The sequence below is a fragment of the Glycomyces mayteni genome (genome assembly GCF_042428885.1).
Classification (GTDB): Bacteria; Actinomycetota; Actinomycetes; order Mycobacteriales; family Micromonosporaceae; genus Glycomyces; species Glycomyces mayteni.
This window is the reverse complement of record NZ_JBHMBP010000002.1, coordinates 699388-718476: the sequence shown is the minus strand read 5'-3', so window position 1 is coordinate 718476 and position 19089 is coordinate 699388. Positions and strand designations below refer to the sequence as shown.

The window sequence follows — 19089 nt, the reverse complement described above, 5'->3', positions numbered from 1 at the left end:
GGCTCGCTCCGGCGGCGCCCCGGTCTACATGCTGACCGACAATGAGAAGACCGTGACGGTCGAGCACGTCGCCGGGGTCGCGGTCCGCAACCCCGAGATCGTCGAAGTCGCCCGCCACTACGGGATGACGATCAAGACCTGCCTGCCCGCCGACCCCGAGACCAAGGGCGGCTCCGAGCACACCGTCAAGATCGCCAAGGCCGGGACGACAGGATTTGAACCTGCGACCCCTCGCTCCCAAAGATTGATGGATTGAGAATGTCTCGCTGTGGCCATTGCCTGGGCGCACCGGGTGCTCAGATTCCAGGCGACTCGGACTTCCGTTCATCGACCTCAAACGGATCGGGAGCCCCTGTTATGTCGCGATTCCGAGCATCGGGCTCCTCGCGAAGCTTGCGACGTGCCACCCGAAGCAGAAGCGCCGCTAGCGCGTCGGTGTCGATCTCCGGTCGCCGCTCGCCCGTGACATGAATCCTCGGTTTGTCCTTCGGAATTGCAGCTCTCCCAAGTTGCACCACGCAACGAGCCCGGTGCCGTGGCCTCGGATCGCTGTCCTCACACTGAACACTGGCACACGAATCGAGCGCAGATCGCGAACTCAGGGAACTCCGTCTTCAGGGATGCATCAGACAGGTCGGGGCTTCAAGGACTGCCATAGTTCATTTGCTCATCACCTCGGCCGCTCCCCTGAGACCGCGACGACGGACCAAGTACGAAGCGTCTTGGTTCCACCGCTTCACATCACCCCAAGGCGGTAGAAGAACTTCAGGCGGTCCAGATTCGTTGCGCGATCCGCGTGGTCTCTGCTGATGCCGTTGACCCCAAACAGGCAAGTAATCTTGTGTGACTGATGCCACACGCCCTGGAGCTTCCGTACTTGGCGGTGCCGAGGCATCCTGGAGCATCCAGACAAGCGAATTACAAGCGGAGAGATACCACGACGAAGCCCCAGACCGGGGACTTCGTCCCTGGCCTGGGGCTTAACGGTCGGGCTGACAGGACTTGAACCTGCGACCCCTTGACCCCCAGTCAAGTGCGCTACCAAGCTGCGCCACAGCCCGTTTTGCCGCGTTGTTGGCGGCGGTGACAACTTTAGCGTATGGGTTGGGGGGCGGGTGAGGCGAGGTCCCCTGTGTGAGGCGGGCTATTTGCGCTTGTCTTTTTTGCGGGATTCGCGTGGTTTGACCACGAGTTCGATGGGCGTGCCCGGGAAGCCGAAGTCTTCTCGGAGCTTGCGCTGGATGAACTTGAGGTACTGCTTCTCGAACGGGGCGTTCGTGAAGAGGATGAAGCGCGGCGGCTCCGCGGCGGCCTGGGTCGCGTAGATGACCTTCGGGGCCTTGCCCGAGCGGGTCGGGTGCGGGGTGGCCGCCTGGAGGGTGCTGATCCACTGGTTCAGCTCGCCGGTGGTGATGCGCTGGCCCCAGCCTTCGAGGGCCACGCGGAGGGATCGGGCGATCTTCTCGACGGCGCGGCCCGTGAGGGCCGAGACGTTCACCCTCGGGGCCCAGCTGACCTGGCCCAGTTCCCGGTCGATCTCTTTTTCGAGGTAGTAGCGGCGGTCCTCGTCCACCAGGTCCCATTTGTTGAAAGCCAGCACCAGGGCGCGGCCGCTCTCTACTACCTGGGTGAGGACTCTTTGGTCTTGTTCGCTGATGGGCTCGCTGGCGTCGAGGAGCACGAGCGCCACTTCGGCGGCCTCCACGGCGGCCTCGGTGCGCAGCGCCGCGTAGTACTCGGTGCCTGAGGCGAACTTCACGCGCTTGCGCAGGCCCGCGGTGTCGACCAGGATCCAGTCCTCGCCGTCGATCTCCACGACGGAGTCGACGGGGTCGACCGTGGTGCCGGCGACGTTGTCGACGACGGCGCGGTCCTCGCCCGCGATGCGGTTGAGGAGGCTGGACTTGCCGACGTTGGGGCGGCCGACCAGGGCGATGCGGCGGGGGCCGCGCTCCTTGAGCTTGCCGGTGGGCTCCTCGGGGAACGCCCAGATGATCTTGTCGAGCAGGTCCCCGGAGTTGCGGCCGTGGAGCGCCGAGATCGGGAACGGCTCGCCGAGGCCGAGGCTCCAGAGGTCGTGGACCTCCGCCTCCTGGCGCTCGGAGTCGGCCTTGTTGGCGACGAGGATGACCGGCTTGTGCGTCGAGCGCAGGATGCGGACCGCCGCCTCGTCGGCGTCGGTCGGGCCCACGCGGGAGTCGACCACGAAGACGATGACGTCGGCGGTGCGCATCGCCAGCTCCGCCTGGAACGCGATGGCCTTGGCCATGCCGTCCGCGTCGGGCTCCCAGCCGCCCGTGTCGACCAGGCTGAACTGCTTGCCCGACCACTCGGCGTCGTACGCGATGCGGTCGCGCGTCACGCCCGGCTCGTCCTGGACGACCGCGGCGCGGCGGCCCAGGATGCGGTTGACCAGGGTCGACTTGCCCACGTTGGGGCGTCCGACCACGGCGACCGTGGGGACCGGGCCGCGGCCCCCGGGCTCGTCGAGGCCGTCCTCGCCGAGGTCGCCCTCCTCGAACTCGAAGTCGTCGTCGGCCCAGGTCGGTTCGTCACTCATCGATGTCCCTGTTGTTCAGCAAGGCCAGAATCTTGGCCACTACCTCCACGATCGGCAGCGTCGTGGAGTCGATCACCACGGCCCCGGCGGGGGCCTCCAGGGGCTTGGTGGTCTTCGAGTCGGCGGTGTCGCGCCGCTCGATGTCCTTCGCGGTGGCGCCCGCGTCGGCGCCGTTCTCGGCGGCGCGGCGCTTCGCGCGCTCGACGGGGTCCGCGGTGAGGTAGACCTTGACGTCGGCGTCTGGGGCGACCACCTCGACGATGTCGCGGCCCTCGACCACGATGCCGCGCTTGGCGTTCGCGATGATGCGGCGCTGCTCGTCGATGAGGAACTTCCGGACCGTCTTGTTGCCCGCGACCGCCGAGACCGCCTTGGTGACCTCGTCGGAGCGGATCGCCGCGTCGGCGTCCTCCCCGTCCACGCGCGTGAACGGGTCGTCGGGCGCGGTGCCGAACTCCAGCTTGGCGTTCTTCACCGTCTTGGTGACCTGCGCGGTCTGGGAGGGGTCGACACCGGCCTTGAGGACGGCGAGGGTCGCCGCCCGGTACATCGAGCCGGTGTCGAGGTACGCCGCTTCGATCGCGGTCGCGAGGGTCTTGGACACCGTCGACTTCCCGGCTCCGGACGGGCCGTCGATAGCGACGACCGGTCCGCTCTTCTGCTCAGGCACTGTCGGCTCCGTTCTTCAAGTGCAAACCCCGCAAACCTACATCATGCCGGGTCAGGCGAGCTGGGGTGGCGAACGGCGCCGGTCCACAGTCGGCCTAGCGATCCACGACACGCGCCCCCAGCGGCCACAGCGCGAGCGGGATCATCTTCCAGTTCGCCACCGCCAGCGGGATGCCGATGACCGTGATCGCCTGGAGGAAACCGGTCACCAGGTGGGTGAGCGCCAGCTCCCACCCGAACAGGATGAGCCACAGGATGTTCGCCACCAGCGTGAGGCACCCGGCCTGCGGGTCGTAGACCACGGTGCGCCCGAACGGCCACAGCACGTACCCGGCCAGCCGCATGTTCGCGATGCCGAACGGGATCGTCACGATGAAGATGCAGAACACCAGGCCCGCAACGAAGTAGCCGATCGCGAGCCACAGCCCGGCGAGCACGAACCAGATGATGTTCAGAATCGTCTTCATGACGAGACCTTAACCGGGCCTTGCCCATCACGTCGCTACAGCAGGCTGTACAAGCTAGAGCCCGACCTCGCGGAACAGCTCCCCCACCTCGTTGGGGGTGAGCCGCCGCAGCGTCCCCGGCTTGAGGTTCCGCAGCTGGACCGGGCCGATCTCGGTGCGGACCAGGCGCGAGACGTGATGCCCGACCTCGTCCATGAGGCGCCTCACAATGTGCTTGCGGCCCTCGTGGATGGTGATCTCGATCAACGACTGCCCGGCGTGCTCGTCGATGATCTTCAGCTTGTCGGCCTTCGCGGGCCCGTCCTCCAGGTCGACGCCTTTGAGCAGCCGGTTCCAGGTGGGCTTGTCCATGATCCCGTTGACCTGCGCGCGGTAGACCTTCGGGAGGCCGTGCGACGGGTGCATGATCCGGTTCGCGAGCTCGCCGTCGTTGGTGAGCAGCAGCAGGCCCTCGGAGTCGGTGTCGAGCCGCCCCACGTGGAAGACGCGGTGGTCGAGGCCCTTGGTGTACCCGCCCAGCGACGGGCGGCCCTCCTCGTCCTCCATCGTCGAGACGATGCCGCGCGGCTTGTTGATCGCGTAGTAGACCTTGTCGACGTCGGTCACGACGCGCTTGCCGGAGACGTGGATGACGTCCTTGGCGGTGTCCACGCGCTGGCCGAGTCGGGCGGGCTCGCCGTTGACCTTCACCTTGCCGCGGGAGATCAGCTCCTCGGCGGCGCGGCGGGAGGCGATCCCGGCTTGCGACAGGACCTTTTGCAGGCGTACGCCTTCTGCGTCAGCGTTGTTCATCTTCCTCGATATCCGTCACGTCGTCGGGCAGGAACGGGGCCAGCTCGGGGAGCTGGTCGACCGAGTCCAGCCCGATCTTCTCCAAGAACAGGGTGGTGGTGCGGTAGAGCGTCGCCGTCGAGTCCGGGTCGGTCCCGCACTCCTCGACCAGGCCGCGCGACACCAGTGTGCGCATGACGCCGTCGCAGTTGACCCCCCGGATGGCCGAGATGCGGCCGCGGGTGACCGGCTGCCGGTAGGCGACGACGGCAAGCGTCTCCAGCGCCGCCTTGGTGAGGCGGGCGGAGGCGCCGTCGGTCACGAAACGCTCCACGTAGCGGGCGTAGTCGGCCCGGGTGTAGAAGCGCCAGCCGCCGGCTTGGCGACGCAGATCGAATCCGCGTCCGTCACCAGTGTATTCGGCGCTGAGCCGACCCAGCGTCTCGCGCACCTGTGAGCGCGGTCGCTCCAGGACCGAGGAGAGGAACTCCTCGGAGAGCGGCTCCTCGGCGATCATGAGGATCGCCTCCAGGACCGCGCCCAGGTCGACGTCGTCGGGGACGGGGCTGGGGGCCGCGGCCTCGGGCTCGTCGTCCGCCTCGGGTTCGGGGGCGGCCTCGGTCGCCAGCGCGGCGGCGTACTCGTCCACGTCGCCGACGGGCTCGTCGGCGGGCGTGTCGGCGCGCAGCGGCTCGGCCTCGGTGCGGGCGCCGGGCATCTTCCACGTCGCGAGGTCCCGGTCGAGGGACCCCTCCAGGTGCTCGGTCATTCGTTCGGCTCCTCCCCCGTCTCCGCGGGCGCGCCCGCGTACTCGTCGACCTCGATCTCGGTGCTCCCGGTGCCGCCGAGCCAGCGGACGGTCAGCTCGCCGAGGGCCTGCATCTGCTCGAACCCGACCAGGGCCTCGCGGTAGAGCTCCAGGAGCGCGAGGAACCGGGCGACGACTTCGAGGTGGGTCTCGCAGTCGGAGGTGAGGGCCCGGAAGGTCGCGGTCTGGACGCGCTGGAGGCGGCGGGAGAGGATCACGGCGTGCTCGCGCACGGAGACGCGCTGGACGTGGATGTGGCCGGTGCCGACGGTGGGGGGCGGCTTGGGCTTCATGGCCTTCCCGGCGAGGGCGGCGAGGGCGTCGGGGGTGAGGTCGAGGACGAGCTCGGGCAGGAGGCCCTTGAAGCGGTCTTCGAGGCCGACGTTGCGGGCGACGCGGGTGGAGGCGGAGTCGGCGAGCGAGGCTAGCGCGCCCGCGGCCTCCTTGTAGGCCTTGTACTGGAGGAGGCGGGCGAAGAGGAGGTCGCGGGCTTCGAGGAGGGCGAGGTCCTCTTCGTCGTCGACGACGGTGCCGGGCAGGAGGCGCGCGGTCTTGAGGTCGAGGAGGGTGGCGGCGACGAGGAGGAACTCGGAGGTCTCTTCGAGGTTCCAGGCCTCGTCGAGTCCGGTGACGTAGGCGATGAACTCGGAGGCGACCTCGTGGAGGGCGATCTCGGTGACGTCGAGCTTGTGCTTGCCGATGAGCTGGAGCAGCAGGTCGAAGGGGCCCTCGAAGTTGACGAGGCGGACGCGGAAGCCGGTCTCGGCCTCGTCCGGTTCGCCCTCCCGCTGGGTCGGGAGCTGGGGCAGCTGCTGGTCGCTCACGCACGCAAGCTTAGACGGGCCCCGCAGACGCTACGGGGTGAACTCTGGGTTTCTTGTCCGGGAACGCGATCGGGTGACTATTTGTCGGTCGCGGCGATGAGTTCGCGCGCGAGCTGGCGGTAGGCGCGGGCGCCGGAGGAGGCCGGGGCCCACGTGGTGATGGGCTCGCCCGCGACGGTGGTCTCGGGGAAGCGCACGGTGCGGGTGATGACCGTGGAGAACACCTTGTCGCCGAAGGCTTCCACGACGCGCTGGAGCACCTGGCGGGAGTGCGTGGTGCGCGAGTCGTACATGGTGGCGAGGATGCCGTCGAGTTCGAGGTCGTAGTTGAGGCGCTCGCGGACCTTGTCGACGGTGTCGAGGAGGAGGGCCACGCCGCGCAGGGAGAAGAACTCGCATTCCAGGGGGACGAGGACCGAGTGGGCGGCGGTGAGCGCGTTGATCGTCAAGAGCCCCAGGGACGGCTGGCAGTCGATGAGGACGTAGTCGAAGTCGGGGATGACGGGGCGCAGGACGCGGGCGAGGGTCTGCTCGCGGGCGACCTCGTTGACGAGCTGGATCTCGGCGGCGGAGAGGTCGATGTTCGCGGGCAGGAGGCGCAGACCGGCGACGTTGGTCTTGACCATGACGTCGTCGATGTCGACGTCCTCCTGCATGAGGAGGTTGTAGACCGTCAGGTCGAGAGTGTGGGGGTTGGTGCCGAAGCCGACCGAGAGCGCGCCCTGCGGGTCGAAGTCGACCAGGAGGACCTTGCGGCCGTACTCGGCAAGGGCCGCACCGAGGTTGATGGTCGTGGTGGTCTTGCCCACCCCGCCCTTCTGGTTGGCCATGGCGATGACGCGGGCCGGTCCGTGGCGTTCGAGCGGCTGCGGCTGGGGGATGTCCCGCTTGCCGGTGTACGTCTCGGGGTCGGGCGAGGACAGGTCCCCGTCGCCGTCAGTGGGAGGCACCTGCGCGGCCCCGCGCAGGGCGGCCCACTTGTCGTTGCTGTCCACACTGCTCATTTCCGCCTCCGGGTGCGAGTCGGCACCGGGTGCCGGGCGTCTCACCATTGCCTGTCATAGCGACTGTACGTCAGTGTATCGAGGCTGTCGACGGCTTGCGAGACTCCGAGGCACCCGGTGTGGGATCGCTTGCTGCGGCCTGGGACGCGAGGGTCCGCTGTGTCCTCAGTTCTCGGCGAGGACCTGCGCGATCGGCATGAGCGGCAGGTGGTGCGTGATCGCGACGGGCTCGTTGACGACCTGTCCGGCGTAGGTGTTGAGGCCGCCGGCGAGGGCCGCGTCGGTGCGCAGGGCCTCGGCCCAGCCGTGGTTGGCGAGCTTCATGACGTACGGGAGCGTCGCGTTCGTGAGCGCGTACGTGGAGGTGTTCGGGACGGCGCCGGGCATGTTGGCGACGCAGTAGAACAGCTTGCCGCCGTGGTTGAACGTCGGGTCGTCGTGGGTGGTGGCCTTCGAGTGGGCGAAGCAGCCGCCCTGGTCGATGGCGATGTCGACGAGGACCGCGCCCTCCTTCATGTCGGCGAGCACCTCGTCGTCGACCACGGTGGGGGCCTTGGCGCCCGGGACGAGGACGGCGCCGATGACGAGGTCGGCCTCGCGGCAGGCGCGCTTGACCTCGAAGCGGTTGGAGACGATGGTGCGCAGGCGGCCCTGGTAGAGGTCGTCGGCGGCGTGGAGCTTGTCGAGGTTGAGGTCGAGGAGCTCGACGTCGGCGCGCATCCCGACCGCGACAGCGGCGGCGTTCATGCCGGAGACGCCCGCGCCGATGATGACCACGCGCGCGGGCGGGGTCCCCGGGACGCCGCCCATGAGGGTGCCGCGGCCGCCCTCGGGGCGCTGGAGGTGGTAGGCGCCGGCCTGGACGGCGAGGCGGCCCGCGACCTCGCTCATGGGCGCGAGGAGGGGCAGGCGGCCGTCGCGGGTCTGCACGGTCTCGTAGGCGATGCCGGTGACGTGGCGCTCCAGGAGCGCGTCGGTGCACTCGGCGGACGCGGCGAGGTGCAGGTACGTGAAGAGGGTCTGGCCGGGGGCCATCCGGTGGAACTCGTCCTGGATCGGCTCCTTGACCTTGAGGACGAGATCGCCTGAGCTCCAAGTGGAGTCGGCGTCGGGGCAGACGACGGCCCCGGCTGCGCGGTAGTCGTCGTCGGTGATGGCCGAGCCGAGCCCGGCACCGGTCTCGACGCTGACGTGGTGTCCGGCGGCGACGAGCTCGTGGACCCCGGCGGGGGTCAGGGCGACGCGGTACTCGTTGTTCTTGATCTCGCGGGGGACGGCGACTTTCACTCTGCGGGTTCCTTCCGAAGCGTTGTGCCAGTTCGGGGCCGGTCGGCGTCCCGCACGGGCAGTCTAAGACGCGCAGCGCCCTGAGCCCGGCATTCCTTCTGGGTCAGCGGTTCGGACGGCGTCGTCGCCGTGATCGTAAGTCAGGCCCGCCGCGCGATCGCACGACGGGCCCTGTGAACGTGCGCCTCGGCCCCGGCCTAGCGTCGTTCGAGGTGGAGGCGGGCGAGGTTGAGCGCGAGCGCGCACACGCCGTTGCGGATCTCGCCGTTCGCGACCGCGTCGAGGGCCTTGTCGAGGTCCCACCAGACCAGCTCGATCGCGGCCTCCTCGTCGGTGCGCTCGTGCCGCTCGGCCTCGGGCACCGGGGTGAGGCCGGTGGCGAGGAAGTAGTGGATGAGCTCGTTCGAGATGCCCGGGGTGGTGTAGAACTCGCCGAGCTTGACGAGGTCGGCGGCGGCGAGGTCGACCTCCTCGGCCAGCTCACGGCGGGCCGTCACGGCCGGGTCCTCCCCCGCGACGTCGCGCAGGCCCGCGGGGAACTCCCACAGGCGCTCCTTCGTCGGGACCCGGTACTGGCGGATGAGGCCGACCTTGCCGGTCTCGTCGAGCGGGACGGTGACGACGGCGCCGCAGTGGTCGAGGAACTCGCGGCGGGCGCTGCCGCCGCCGGGCATCGCGACGGTCTCGGCGGTCAGGTCGTAGCACCAGCCGCGGTGGACGATTTCGCTGTCGAGGACTCGGTATTCATGCACGGGAGCCACCCTAGCCCGGCGCCGTCACGACTCGCCGCTCTCAAGGGTCAGGCGCGCGAGGATCTGCTCGACCACCTCGCGCTTGGGCAGCGGGGCGCCCGCCAGCGCGGAGAGGAACAGGCCGTCGCCGACGAGGCGGACGATCTCGGCGGTCACCGGGTCGGCGACCTGCTCGTGGATGAGGTCGCGCCAGCCGTTGAAGATGAACAGGACGTCGGTGCGGGCCTCCTCCGACAGCTCCCCCGTGCCGCGCAGGGCGGTGAGCAGGGCCCACAGGCCCGCCGCGGACTCCTCGGACTCGACCCAGGAGACCTCCAGGAAGCTCGCGACCACCCCCGTCTCGCGGGCGCGCGCGATGTTCGCCTCCTCTTGGAGGCGGTGGCGGCGCGCGAGGCCGTCGTAGAGGTCGGACTTGGACTTGAAGTGGTAGAGCAGCCCGCCCTTGGAGACGCCGGCCTCGGCGGCGACCTTCTCCAGGGTCACGCCCGAGGCGCCCTCCTCCACGAGGATGCGCTGGAGCGCGTTGAGAATCCGGTCACGCGTGCTCGGTTCGTCCTTGGCCATGAGACCTCCCGCTTGCTACTATACCGTCTGGACGGTACAGCGATCTCGCCTGAACCGTCGATTCGATCACAAGCTTCGCCGAAGCGCCCCAGGTGTCCACCTGCGGGCCGCCCAGTTCTGGCAGTCCAGCCAAGGCGGCCCTCGGCCCGCGAGCTGATTCAGAGGAGGACACCATGACGACGACCCTGCCGCAGCACGCGGGACCGCGCCCGCGCTTCACCGCGAAGCAGATGTGGGCGCTGGCCGTGCTGGTGCTCCCCGTGCTGCTCATCTCCATCGACATGACCGTGCTCGGCTTCGCCGTGCCGTTCCTGTCCGAGGACCTCGAACCGTCCTCCTCGCAGCTCCTGTGGATCGTGGACGTCTACGGGTTCACGCTCGCCGGGCTCCTGGTCACCATGGGCACGATCGGCGACCGCGTCGGCCGCCGCAAGCTCCTGGTCATCGGCTCGGCCGCGTTCGCCGCCGCGAGCGTCATCGCCGCGTACGCGACCTCCGCGGAGATGCTCATCGCCGCCCGCGCGTTCCTGGGCCTGGCGGGCGCAACGCTCATGCCGACCACGCTCGCGCTCATGCGGAACCTCTTCGAGGACGGCCGCCAGCGCAAGTTCGCCATCGCGATCTGGGCCTCCGGGTTCTCCGCGGGCGCGGCCGCCGGGCCGATCATCGGCGGCTGGCTCCTGGAGCACTTCTGGTGGGGCTCGGTGTTCCTCATGGCCGCGCCCGTGTCGATCGCGGTGATGATCGCCGCGCCGCTGCTGCTGCCGGAGTCGAAGGACCCGAAGCCGGGCCCGCTCGACCTGCTCAGCGTCACGATGTCGTTCCTGGCGATGTTCCCGTTCGTCTACGGGGTCAAGACCATCGCCGAGAAGGGCGTCTCGTGGACGGCCCTCGCCGCGATCGGGTTCGGGATCGTCATGGCGGTCCTGTTCGTGCGGCGCCAGCGCCGCCTGGAGCACCCGCTGCTGGACCTGAACCTGTTCGGCATCAGGCGCTTCAGCGCCTCGCTGGCGACGAACTTCACGATCGTCTTCGCGATGATCTCCTCGCTGTTCCTGCTGACGCAGTACCTCCAGCTCGTGCTCGGGTTCTCCCCGATGCAGGCGGGGCTGCTGCTGCTGCCGGAGATGGCGATGTCCGTCGCCGCGGGCCTGCTCGCGGTGCGGCTGTCCGAGCGGATCGGCATGGCCCGCACCATCGTCGGCGGCCTCGCGCTCGTCATCACCGGGTTCGCCGCGATGGCGTTCGTGGGCGTCGAGGAGGGCGCGCTCGTGGTCGTGGGGGCCTCGGTCCTCATCGGCGCGGGCGCAGGCCTCGCGCAGACGGTCACCAACGACGCGGTCCTCGCGGCGGCCCCGGCCGACCGCGCGGGCTCGGCATCGGCGATCTCGGAGACCGCGTACGAGCTCGGCGGCGCGATGGGCGTCGCCCTGCTGGGGTCCCTCGCGACCGGGATATACCGGAGTGAGCTCGGGGACGCGCCCGCGGGCGCGTCCGAGACGCTGGGCGAGGCCGTGCACGTCGCGGCGACGCTCCCGGCCGAGGCCGGGGACGCGCTGCTCACGGCCGCACGCACCGCGTTCACGCACGGGCTCCAGACCGTGGCGCTCATCGCCGCGGGCCTGATCCTGGTCTCCACGATCGCGGTCGGCCGCGCACTGCGGACGAAGAAGGCGTTAGGGACGCGGAAAGGGCGGGGCTCCGAGGAGCCCCGCCCTTTCGCCTGCGCTGCTTACGCCTCGATGTCGAGGCGCTCGGCCGCCTGGCGCTTCAGGGCCGCGGCGACCAGGCCCGCGAACAGCGGGTGCGGGCGGGTCGGGCGGGACTTCAGCTCCGGGTGGGCCTGGGTCGCGACGTAGTACGGGTGCTGCTCGCGGTCGAGCTCGATGAACTCGACGAGGCGCCCGTCGGGCGAGAGGCCCGAGATCACGAACCCGGACTTCGCGAGCTGGTCGCGGTAGGCGTTGTTGACCTCGTAGCGGTGGCGGTGGCGCTCGTTGACCTCGGTGGTCCCGTAGACCTCGGCGACGATCGAGCCCTCGGCGAGGTTCGCCGGGTAGGTGCCCAGGCGCATCGTGCCGCCCATGTCGCCGCGGCCCGCGACGATCTCGGTCTGGTCGGCCATGGTCGAGATGACCAGGTGCTCGGCCCCGCGGTCGAACTCCTCGGAGTCGGCGCCCACGAGCCCGGCGATCTCGCGCAGGCCCTCGATCGCCATGCACTGCAAGCCCAGGCACAGGCCCAGCGTCGGCACCCCGCGGGTGCGCGACCAGGTGAGCGCCTCGATCTTGCCGGGCACGCCGCGGTCGCCGAACCCGCCGGGGATGACCACGGCGTCGACGCCCGCGAGGGCCTTCGCGGTGTCCTCGGGGCTCCCGCACTCGTCGGAGACGACCCAGCGGACGTTCACCTTCGCGCGGTGCGCGAACCCGGCCGCGTGCAGGGCCTCCACCACGGACTTGTACGCGTCGGGCAGCTCCACGTACTTGCCGACGATCGCGACCTCGACTGTGGCCTGCGGGTTGTGGACGCGGTCGAGCAGGTCGTCCCACGCGGTCCAGTCGACGTCCTTGAACGGCAGGTCCAGCTTGCGGACCACGTACGCGTCCAGGCCCTCGGTGTGGAGGGTCTTGGGGATCTCGTAGATCGACTTCGAGTCGGGCGCCGAGACGACCGCCGCCTCGTCCACGTCGCAGAACCCGGCGATCTTGCCCTTGAGGCCGTCCGGGAGCGGGCGGTCGGAGCGGCACACGATCGCGTCGGGCTGGATGCCGATGCTGCGCAGCTGCGCGACGGAGTGCTGCGTGGGCTTGGTCTTCATCTCCGAGGACGCGGCCAGGTACGGCACGAGCGAGACGTGGAGGAAGAAGCAGTTGTCGCGCCCGATGTCGTGGCGGTACTGGCGGATCGCCTCCAGGAACGGCAGCGACTCGATGTCGCCGACCGTGCCGCCGACCTCGGTGATGACGACGTCGGGGACGCGCCCGGTCTCCGGGTCGGGGTCGGCCATCGCCGCGAGGCGGGACTTGATCTCGTTGGTGATGTGCGGGATCACCTGGACCGTGGCGCCGAGGTAGTCGCCGCGGCGCTCCTTCGCGATGACGTCGGAGTACACCTGGCCGGTGGTGACGTTCGCGTCCCGCGACAGGTTCCGGTCGAGGAACCGCTCGTAGTTGCCGATGTCGAGGTCGGTCTCGCCGCCGTCGTCGGTGACGAAGACCTCGCCGTGCTCGTACGGGTTCATCGTGCCCGGGTCGACGTTGAGGTAGGGGTCGATCTTCTGCATCACCACGTACAGGCCGCGGGCCGTCAGCAGGTTCCCGAGACTGGCGGCGGTCATGCCCTTGCCGAGGGCGGAGGTGACCCCACCGGTGACGAAGAGGTGCTTCGTAGTGCGGATCTGACCATTCGCAGCGCTGGCCAAGGCGGACTCCCGTGGTGTTCGTGGCGAACGAGCCGCTCTTCAAAGCGGCCGGTGGATCGCTTCATCCACGGGATTCCACACTAACACTTTCGCCGCTGTTTTCCTCATCGACCCACGAGGGTGCGTCGACGATCATGTCCGAGTACTCCCCGTCCTTCACGTGCGCGCGGGCGAGGACGCGGTGGCTCATGATGACCGCCAAGGGGACCATGACGGCGAGGGCCGAGCCGAGGCTCATGATGCCCTTGCCGAGGAGGAGCCCGGCGATGCCCGACCCGAAGACGGCAGCCGAGAACGCGGCGCGCAGCGGCGGGTACAGGCCCCAGGCGCGGCGCAGGCCGCCGCCGGGGCGCAGGAGCACCAGCCAGCAGTAGGCGCCCGCCATGACGGCGAGGAGGCTCATCGGGGACGTGAAGACCGACACGACGTTCGAGCCGACCCCGGAGGCGATGACGCCGTTGGTGTCGCCGAGGACGTCGCCGAGGAACGCGCCCAGCTCGCCGCGTTCGGCGGCGGGCCGCTGGAAGTCGATCCAGGAGAGCCCGAACAGGACCGCGACGCCCGCCAGGCCCGACCACGCGAAGCGCTGGAAGGTGACCCAGCCGCCGGTGGCGAGCGCGGCCGCGAGGCAGGTGCCGACGATGATCGCGACCGCGGCGGGCACGGAGTCGCCGAGGAACCCGGCGGAGACGACGAGGACGCCGAGGCTGCCGATGGCGGCCATGACGGGGGCCTGGTAGCGGCGCGGGAGGCGCCAGGCCGCGGCGGCGGCCAGGAGCCACAGGGAGGCGATGAACATGCCGGTGGCGACCGGGCCGAGCTCGTTCGAGGCGGAGTCGGCGACGGTGTAGTCGCCCAGGAGCGTCCCGAGCGGGTCCTCGGTGTGGATGACCATCGCCATGACGGTGACGACGATCCCGAACGCGGACACGGTGACCATGAGGCTCGCGGGGCCGCGGCGGCCGGGGATGAGGATCGCGGCGAACGCGCACACGACGGCGATGCCGAGGGCGGTGAGCGGGCCGACGACGCCGGGCCGGTCGGCCGACCACCACTCGAAGAAGTCGGCGAGGATCGCGGCCGCGGTGAACAGGGCGCACACGAGCGCCGAGACGATGTTCAGGCGCATGAGCCACAGCGGCGGGGGCTTGACGCCGGGCTGCCCGGCGCGGCGCAGCAGATGCAGCAGGGGCCACGCGACGAACGTCAGGGCCAGGAACAGGACGACCTGGAGCCACTGGGTCGCGGGCGCGGCGGTCGCGGCGGCGATGAGCCGCACGTCGGTGTCGTCGAAGACCGCCTGCCGGTCGGCGTAGGAGAGCGTGTCCTCGGCGGCGCCCGCGGCGGTCCCGGAGACCGAGTCCGGGAGCGGCACGTCCAGGAGCGTGAGGATCGTCGCGGTCAGGTCGGTCAGGCGCAGGTAGCCGGGGCGCTCGGCGGGCAGGTCGAGGAGCGTGTGCCCGTCGGTCGCGCCGAAGTTCGCGACGGTGGCGAGGAGCCGGTTGGGCTCCTCGGTCTGGCTGATGCCGGTGACGATGAGCGCGGTGTCGCCCGAGCGGGCGGCGTCGAGGGCCGCGACGGTGTCGTCGAGCTGGTCGAGCGCGGCGGCCCGCAGCTCCTCGTCGGAGGAGAGGACGCCGCCGTCCACGACGGTGAGCGGGCACTCGTTCAGGAGCGCGGCCAGGTCGCGGCCGGTGGGGAGCGTCGAGTCGTACTCGCCGACGCGGCCGACCGAGTTCGCGGTGGCGTAGGCCCCGCCGGGGCCGACGCCGGTCGCGCAGGAGGTCCCGGCGGCGAGCATCCCGACCTCGGCGCCCTGGTCGAGGTCGCGGTTGAGGGCCACGAGGTCGGTCATGTCGCCGACCGTGGTGACGCCGTTGTCGTCGTCGATCTTCTCGTCGGAGACGGGCCCGCAGTCCGCGGAGTCGCCGTAGTTCCCGGCGACGGCGGGGGCGCCCGCGGAGAGGGTGAGCCAGCCGTCGAGCGTGCACGTGAAGTTGCGGCCCGAGTCGGTGTTCAGCTCGGCCAGCGAACCGTTCTCGGCGAGCGCGGCGAGATTCGGGGTGGTGTCGGCGTCGATGTCGGTCCAGGACAGGCCGCCGACGCCGAGGACGATCACGGAGTCGACGGTGTCGGGGATGGCGTCCTCGCGCTCGTCGGGGAGGAGCTGGAGGACCGCGAGCGCCGCGAGGAGCACGACGGCGACCCAGACGCCGAGGGGCCCGCGGTTCTCGGACACGGAGCGGGACAGGGACTTGCGGGCTTTGCGGGCCCGCCGCCCGGCGTCCAGGTTGCGCACCACTGGTTATCTTCCGGTCAGTTCGAGGTAGAGCGCGTCGAGGGCGTCGAGCATCTGCGTCTCGTCGGGCCAGGTCGCGGCGCGCGCGAGGCTGGCGGCGCGGTAGCGGTCGAGCTTCTCGGCGTCGGCGAGGAGGCTGCGGACGGTCCGGTCGAGGGCGTCCACGTCGCCGACCTCGAAGTAGAGCCCGGCGTCGCCCACGAGTTCGGGGATGCCGCCGGTGCGGGTGGTGACGAGCGGGACGCCGGCCTGGAGGGTCTCCTGCGCGAAGAGCTGCCGGGCCTCCCACTGGCTGGTGACCAGGGAGAGGTCGGCGTCGGTGAGGAGGTCCCCGACGTCGGTGCGGTGGCCGAGGAGGCGCACGTCGGCGCCGGAGGCGTCGATGAGGGCCTGGAGGCGGTCGCGCTCGGGGCCGTCCCCGGCGATGGCGACGACGGGCGCCGGGTCCAGGTCCTTCCAGCGGGTCGCGGCGGCGATGAGCGTGTCGTAGTCCTTCTGCGGGTGCAGTCGGCCCACGGACAGGAGCAGGGGGCGGTCGCCGATGCCGAGCTCGGCGCGGACCGTGCCGGGCGCGCCGTGGGCGGTCTTGGGCGGGGCCGCGACGGGCGCGAGGCGGGCGTCCTTGGCGCCCAGGGACACCAGGTGCTCGTGGAGGTCCGAGGAGGCGGCGAGGGCGACATCGACGCCGCGGGCGAGGCGCTGCTCGATCGCGTCGGAGACGCGCCGCTTGACGCCGGAGGTGATGAGCTGGTTGTGCCAGGTCGTGACGAGCGCGGCCCCCGCGGGGCGGGCGGCGAGCGCGGTGATCCCGGCGGTGAGGCCGTGCGCGTGGACGACGTCGACGCCGCGCGCGGTGATCCCGCGCAGCGCGTTCCGGGCGGCCCACCAGGCGAGGGGCAGCTCCGGGGAGGGCTTCGCGGTGATGGGCGCGGGCGCGAAGCGGGCGCCTCGCGCGCGGAAGCCGAAGCGCTCCTCGGTCTCGGGCGGGCCCACAACCAGGACGGCGTCGCCGCGCTCCACGAAGCCCTGTGCGACCGAGGCGACGTGGGTCCCGATGCCGCCGGTCGAGGGGCCGAGCACCAAGGCGATACGGCGGTGGCTCACTGATCTGCTCCGTCTTCGTCGGGTTGGTGTGCTTCGTCTTCCGTTGACGACCGTATTCTGCCAGCGCGGCGCAGGACCGGGCGCACGACACCTGATCCCCCGATGAGGGCCCCGATGCCGAGGTAGACGACGGCCGTGGCGGCGCCGACGACCACGCCCTGGAAGAGCGCGGTGTAGATCGTGTCGGCGTGGCCCCACAGGACGATGAGCTCGCGGGCCGCGAGGACCGCGGCCACGGCGGCGACGACGGTGGCGAGCGCGGCGCGGGGGATGCCCGCGAGGCTCGCCATGCCGGTGTGGCGGGCGATGGCGGCGGTGAGGGCGAGGCCGATGACGGTCATGCCGATGGACCACGCGATGGCGAGCGCGAGCGTGCGGTCTTCGAGGGGCATCACCTGGGAGAGCACGACGGCCGCAACCGCGCCCGCGGCCCAGCCAATGGAGGTTGCCCCGGCGGCGTACTTGTTGCGCCCGACCGCGTAGAGACCGCGGGAGTAGATCGCGAACATGGAGTAGCCGAAGAGGCCGAAGGCGAGGCCGGTGAGGGTGTATTCGAGGTGGAGCTGGGCGTTGGCTCCGTCGACGCCGTCGTCTCCGGCGGCGACCGAGGCGAGCACGGTGGCGATGGGCTCGGCCAGGCCCGCGAGGGCGGCGACACCGAGCCCAGAGAGCAGGAGGACCGCGCGGCCGGTCTGGGAGAGGCGGCGCTGGTAGCGGTCGATCTCGCCGAGCGAGAACGCTTCGGCGAGCACTGGGTAGGCGGCGGTCGCGAGGGGGACGGCGAGCACGGCCCAGGGCAGGAGGAAGAACGTCTGGGAGACGGTGAAGATCACGACGGGCCCGTCCCCGGCGTTGTTGGCGAGGCGCATGAGGAGGACCTGGCACAGCTGCTGGGCGCCGACGGTGATGGCCCCGGCGATGGCGAGGGACTTGAGTCCGGCGGCGACGTGGGTCTCCAGCCGCCAGGTGGGGCGGAATCTCAGGTTGAGGCCGCGCAGGGGGAAGATCAGGCACCCGGCGAGGACGGCGACGCCGGCGGTGGTGCCGAGGCCGAGGAGCAGGATCTCCCCTTGGCCGATGCTCTCGGCGTACAGGCTGCGGCCCGAGGAGAGGCCGTAGATGACGTAGACCCCGCCCATGACGACGCTGGAGAGCAGCGGTGCGAGTGCGGGCCAGGCGAAGCGCCGGTGGGACTGGAGGACGCCGGTGAGGACCACCGCGACGCCGTATAGCGGGATCTGCGGGGCGAAGAGGATCAGCAGCTCGGTACCGACGTCGATGGTCGCCGGGGTGACTCTGGAGCCGCCGATGGCCTCGATGAGGGGCCGCGAGAAGACGGCGACCGCGAGGCCGACCGGCACGAGGAGGGTCAGGGACCAGGTGATGAGGGCCGAGGCGATGCGGCTGACCTGCTCGGGCTTGTGCCGAGCGAGCGGTGCGGCGAGCAGGGGGATGACGAGGGCCGAGAGCGCGCCCCCGGCCACCAGTTCGAAGATGATATTCGGGATGTTGTTGGCGTTTTGATATGCGGTGCCGAGGGTGAAGTACCCGACCGCCCAGGTGAACACCATCGTCCGGCCGAACCCGGCCAGGCGGGAGGCGACGGTGATCGCACCGATGACCGAGGCGGCACGACCGACTTCGCGTCGGGTCTCGGTCAAGACTTCGTCCGACCCAGCTCGTCCAGCTCGCGCAGTACGGGCGTCTCGGCGATGACCTTGGTGAAGGAGACCTTCTCCGAGGCGGCGATGAGGGCGGCGACCCCGGCGAGGGCGACGTGGCGGCCGACCATGCCGGTGCGGGCGACGAAGGCGAGGCCCAGGAGCGCGCCGAGGGCGTTCGCGCCGCCGTCGCCGAGCATGGTCTTGCCTTCGAGGTCCTCGGACATCGCGGCGCCCGCGGCGGCCGAGACGGCGAGCGCGGTGTTGGCGCCGCCCGCGGCGGTCGCGCGGCGGGACTTGGGGCCCGGGGGGCGCGAGAGCGGGGCGGCGGCGATGGTGACGACCTTGAGGGCGCGGCCGGGGCGCAGGTCGAACAGGTTGATGACGTTGGCGGCGCCGGCGATCACGCCGCCGCCGACGCCGACGTTCCACAGGCGCCGCAGGCGGGAGCGGCGGCCGTCGGTCAGCTCGCCGTTCTGGAGGTCGATGAGCGCCGCGGAGGCGAGCCCGGCCCCGGAGATGCCGAGGATCTTGACGAGCCCGGCGGACACGCGGCCCTTGAGCAGGGCGCCGACGTGGCCTTTGAAGCCCTTCGCCTTCTCCCCCTTGGAGTCGGCGATGTCGTCGTAGAGGCCGACGGCCCCGGCGACGGCGCCGGAGGTGGCGGCGGCCGCGGCGTAGGCCGGGGAGTTCGCGCCCAGGACCGCGCCCGCGGTGGCGCCGATCGTGATGCCGGGGCCTTCGGCCAGGCTCACGGTGTCGCCTTTGTGGTTGATCCGTTCCAGGTCGGCGGCCCATTTCGAACGGCGGATCGCGCCGATCGCGGCTATGGTGCCGCCTGCCGCGACCCCTCCGAGGAACGCCCTACCGACGGTGCGCGTCAACTGGCTCATGG

At 70.7% G+C, this 19089-nt stretch carries 15 protein-coding genes, 1 tRNA gene and 2 pseudogenes; 2 read left to right on the top strand and 16 right to left on the bottom strand.

Annotated features, from left to right (window positions below; all coding sequences use genetic code 11):
• Positions 1–4: 4 nt before the first annotated feature.
• Positions 5–202: pseudogene (locus ACFFXY_RS10035) on the top strand (IS21 family transposase); the annotation flags it as partial.
• 785 nt (positions 203–987) lie between these two features.
• Here the strand turns inward: ACFFXY_RS10035 and ACFFXY_RS10030 are convergent.
• The 11 genes from ACFFXY_RS10030 to ACFFXY_RS09980 all read right to left on the bottom strand — a co-directional run bounded on the left by ACFFXY_RS10030 (position 988) and on the right by ACFFXY_RS09980 (position 9706).
• A tRNA-Pro gene (locus tag ACFFXY_RS10030) sits at positions 988–1061 on the bottom strand.
• Between the two features lie 83 nt (positions 1062–1144).
• A complete protein-coding gene (gene der, locus ACFFXY_RS10025; RefSeq protein ID WP_382349191.1) occupies positions 1145–2560 on the bottom strand; it encodes a ribosome biogenesis GTPase Der in 1416 nt (471 codons plus the stop codon).
• Complete coding sequence (gene cmk, locus ACFFXY_RS10020; RefSeq protein ID WP_382349189.1) at positions 2553–3230, bottom strand: (d)CMP kinase; 678 nt, start codon at positions 3228–3230, stop codon at positions 2553–2555. Before cmk ends, der begins: the two co-directional genes overlap by 8 nt.
• 94 nt (positions 3231–3324) lie before the next feature.
• Entirely contained in the window at positions 3325–3696 is a 372-nt protein-coding gene (locus tag ACFFXY_RS10015; protein ID WP_382349186.1) for a YccF domain-containing protein, read from the bottom strand.
• A gap of 54 nt (positions 3697–3750) precedes the next feature.
• Positions 3751–4488, bottom strand: a complete 738-nt coding sequence (locus ACFFXY_RS10010) for a pseudouridine synthase (protein WP_382349184.1) — start codon at positions 4486–4488, stop codon at positions 3751–3753.
• Positions 4475–5236 (bottom strand): SMC-Scp complex subunit ScpB, encoded by a 762-nt coding sequence (gene scpB, locus ACFFXY_RS10005; RefSeq protein WP_382349181.1) that lies wholly within the window; start codon positions 5234–5236, stop codon positions 4475–4477. The genes ACFFXY_RS10010 and scpB overlap by 14 nt, the downstream gene beginning before the upstream one ends.
• Complete coding sequence (locus tag ACFFXY_RS10000; RefSeq protein WP_382349178.1) at positions 5233–6099, bottom strand: segregation and condensation protein A; 867 nt, start codon at positions 6097–6099, stop codon at positions 5233–5235. The genes scpB and ACFFXY_RS10000 overlap by 4 nt, the downstream gene beginning before the upstream one ends.
• 77 nt (positions 6100–6176) lie before the next feature.
• A complete protein-coding gene (locus ACFFXY_RS09995; RefSeq protein ID WP_360051249.1) occupies positions 6177–7103 on the bottom strand; it encodes a ParA family protein in 927 nt (308 codons plus the stop codon).
• A gap of 165 nt (positions 7104–7268) precedes the next feature.
• Positions 7269–8390, bottom strand: coding sequence for an alanine dehydrogenase (gene ald, locus ACFFXY_RS09990; protein WP_382349175.1), 1122 nt, complete (start codon positions 8388–8390; stop codon positions 7269–7271).
• A gap of 197 nt (positions 8391–8587) precedes the next feature.
• Positions 8588–9142 carry an NUDIX domain-containing protein gene (locus ACFFXY_RS09985; RefSeq protein WP_382349172.1) on the bottom strand — a complete coding sequence of 185 codons (555 nt, stop codon included), beginning with the start codon at positions 9140–9142 and terminating at the stop codon, positions 8588–8590.
• Positions 9143–9166: 24 nt separating this feature from the next.
• Positions 9167–9706 carry a TetR/AcrR family transcriptional regulator gene (locus ACFFXY_RS09980; RefSeq protein ID WP_382349170.1) on the bottom strand — a complete coding sequence of 180 codons (540 nt, stop codon included), beginning with the start codon at positions 9704–9706 and terminating at the stop codon, positions 9167–9169.
• A gap of 173 nt (positions 9707–9879) precedes the next feature.
• Between ACFFXY_RS09980 and ACFFXY_RS09975 the strand changes: the two are divergent.
• Positions 9880–11118: pseudogene (locus ACFFXY_RS09975) on the top strand (MFS transporter); the annotation flags it as partial.
• Between the two features lie 320 nt (positions 11119–11438).
• Here ACFFXY_RS09975 and pyrG read toward each other — a convergent pair.
• The 5 genes from pyrG to ACFFXY_RS09950 all read right to left on the bottom strand — a co-directional run bounded on the left by pyrG (position 11439) and on the right by ACFFXY_RS09950 (position 19087).
• Positions 11439–13106, bottom strand: coding sequence for a CTP synthase (gene pyrG / locus ACFFXY_RS09970; protein ID WP_382350604.1), 1668 nt, complete (start codon positions 13104–13106; stop codon positions 11439–11441).
• 85 nt (positions 13107–13191) lie between these two features.
• Positions 13192–15432, bottom strand: a complete 2241-nt coding sequence (locus ACFFXY_RS09965) for an alkaline phosphatase family protein (protein WP_382349167.1) — start codon at positions 15430–15432, stop codon at positions 13192–13194.
• A 3-nt stretch (positions 15433–15435) separates the two neighbouring features.
• Complete coding sequence (locus ACFFXY_RS09960) at positions 15436–16533, bottom strand: glycosyltransferase family 4 protein (protein ID WP_382349165.1); 1098 nt, start codon at positions 16531–16533, stop codon at positions 15436–15438.
• The gene (murJ, locus tag ACFFXY_RS09955) at positions 16530–18194 is read right to left on the bottom strand and encodes a murein biosynthesis integral membrane protein MurJ (protein WP_382349162.1); all 1665 of its coding nucleotides are present in this window, start codon (positions 18192–18194) and stop codon (positions 16530–16532) included. The genes ACFFXY_RS09960 and murJ overlap by 4 nt, the downstream gene beginning before the upstream one ends.
• Complete coding sequence (locus tag ACFFXY_RS09950) at positions 18191–19087, bottom strand: hypothetical protein (RefSeq protein WP_382349160.1); 897 nt, start codon at positions 19085–19087, stop codon at positions 18191–18193. Before ACFFXY_RS09950 ends, murJ begins: the two co-directional genes overlap by 4 nt.
• Between the last annotated feature and the right edge of the window lie 2 nt (positions 19088–19089).

Coding starts and splice junctions, on each gene's coding strand:
- der (WP_382349191.1), bottom strand. CDS start 2,560: ATGAGTGACGAACCGACCTGGGCCGACGACGACTTCGAGTTCGAGGAG.
- ACFFXY_RS10015 (WP_382349186.1), bottom strand. CDS start 3,696: ATGAAGACGATTCTGAACATCATCTGGTTCGTGCTCGCCGGGCTGTGG.
- ACFFXY_RS10010 (WP_382349184.1), bottom strand. CDS start 4,488: ATGAACAACGCTGACGCAGAAGGCGTACGCCTGCAAAAGGTCCTGTCG.
- scpB (WP_382349181.1), bottom strand. CDS start 5,236: ATGACCGAGCACCTGGAGGGGTCCCTCGACCGGGACCTCGCGACGTGG.
- ACFFXY_RS09995 (WP_360051249.1), bottom strand. CDS start 7,103: ATGAGCAGTGTGGACAGCAACGACAAGTGGGCCGCCCTGCGCGGGGCC.
- ACFFXY_RS09980 (WP_382349170.1), bottom strand. CDS start 9,706: ATGGCCAAGGACGAACCGAGCACGCGTGACCGGATTCTCAACGCGCTC.
- ACFFXY_RS09950 (WP_382349160.1), bottom strand. CDS start 19,087: ATGAGCCAGTTGACGCGCACCGTCGGTAGGGCGTTCCTCGGAGGGGTC.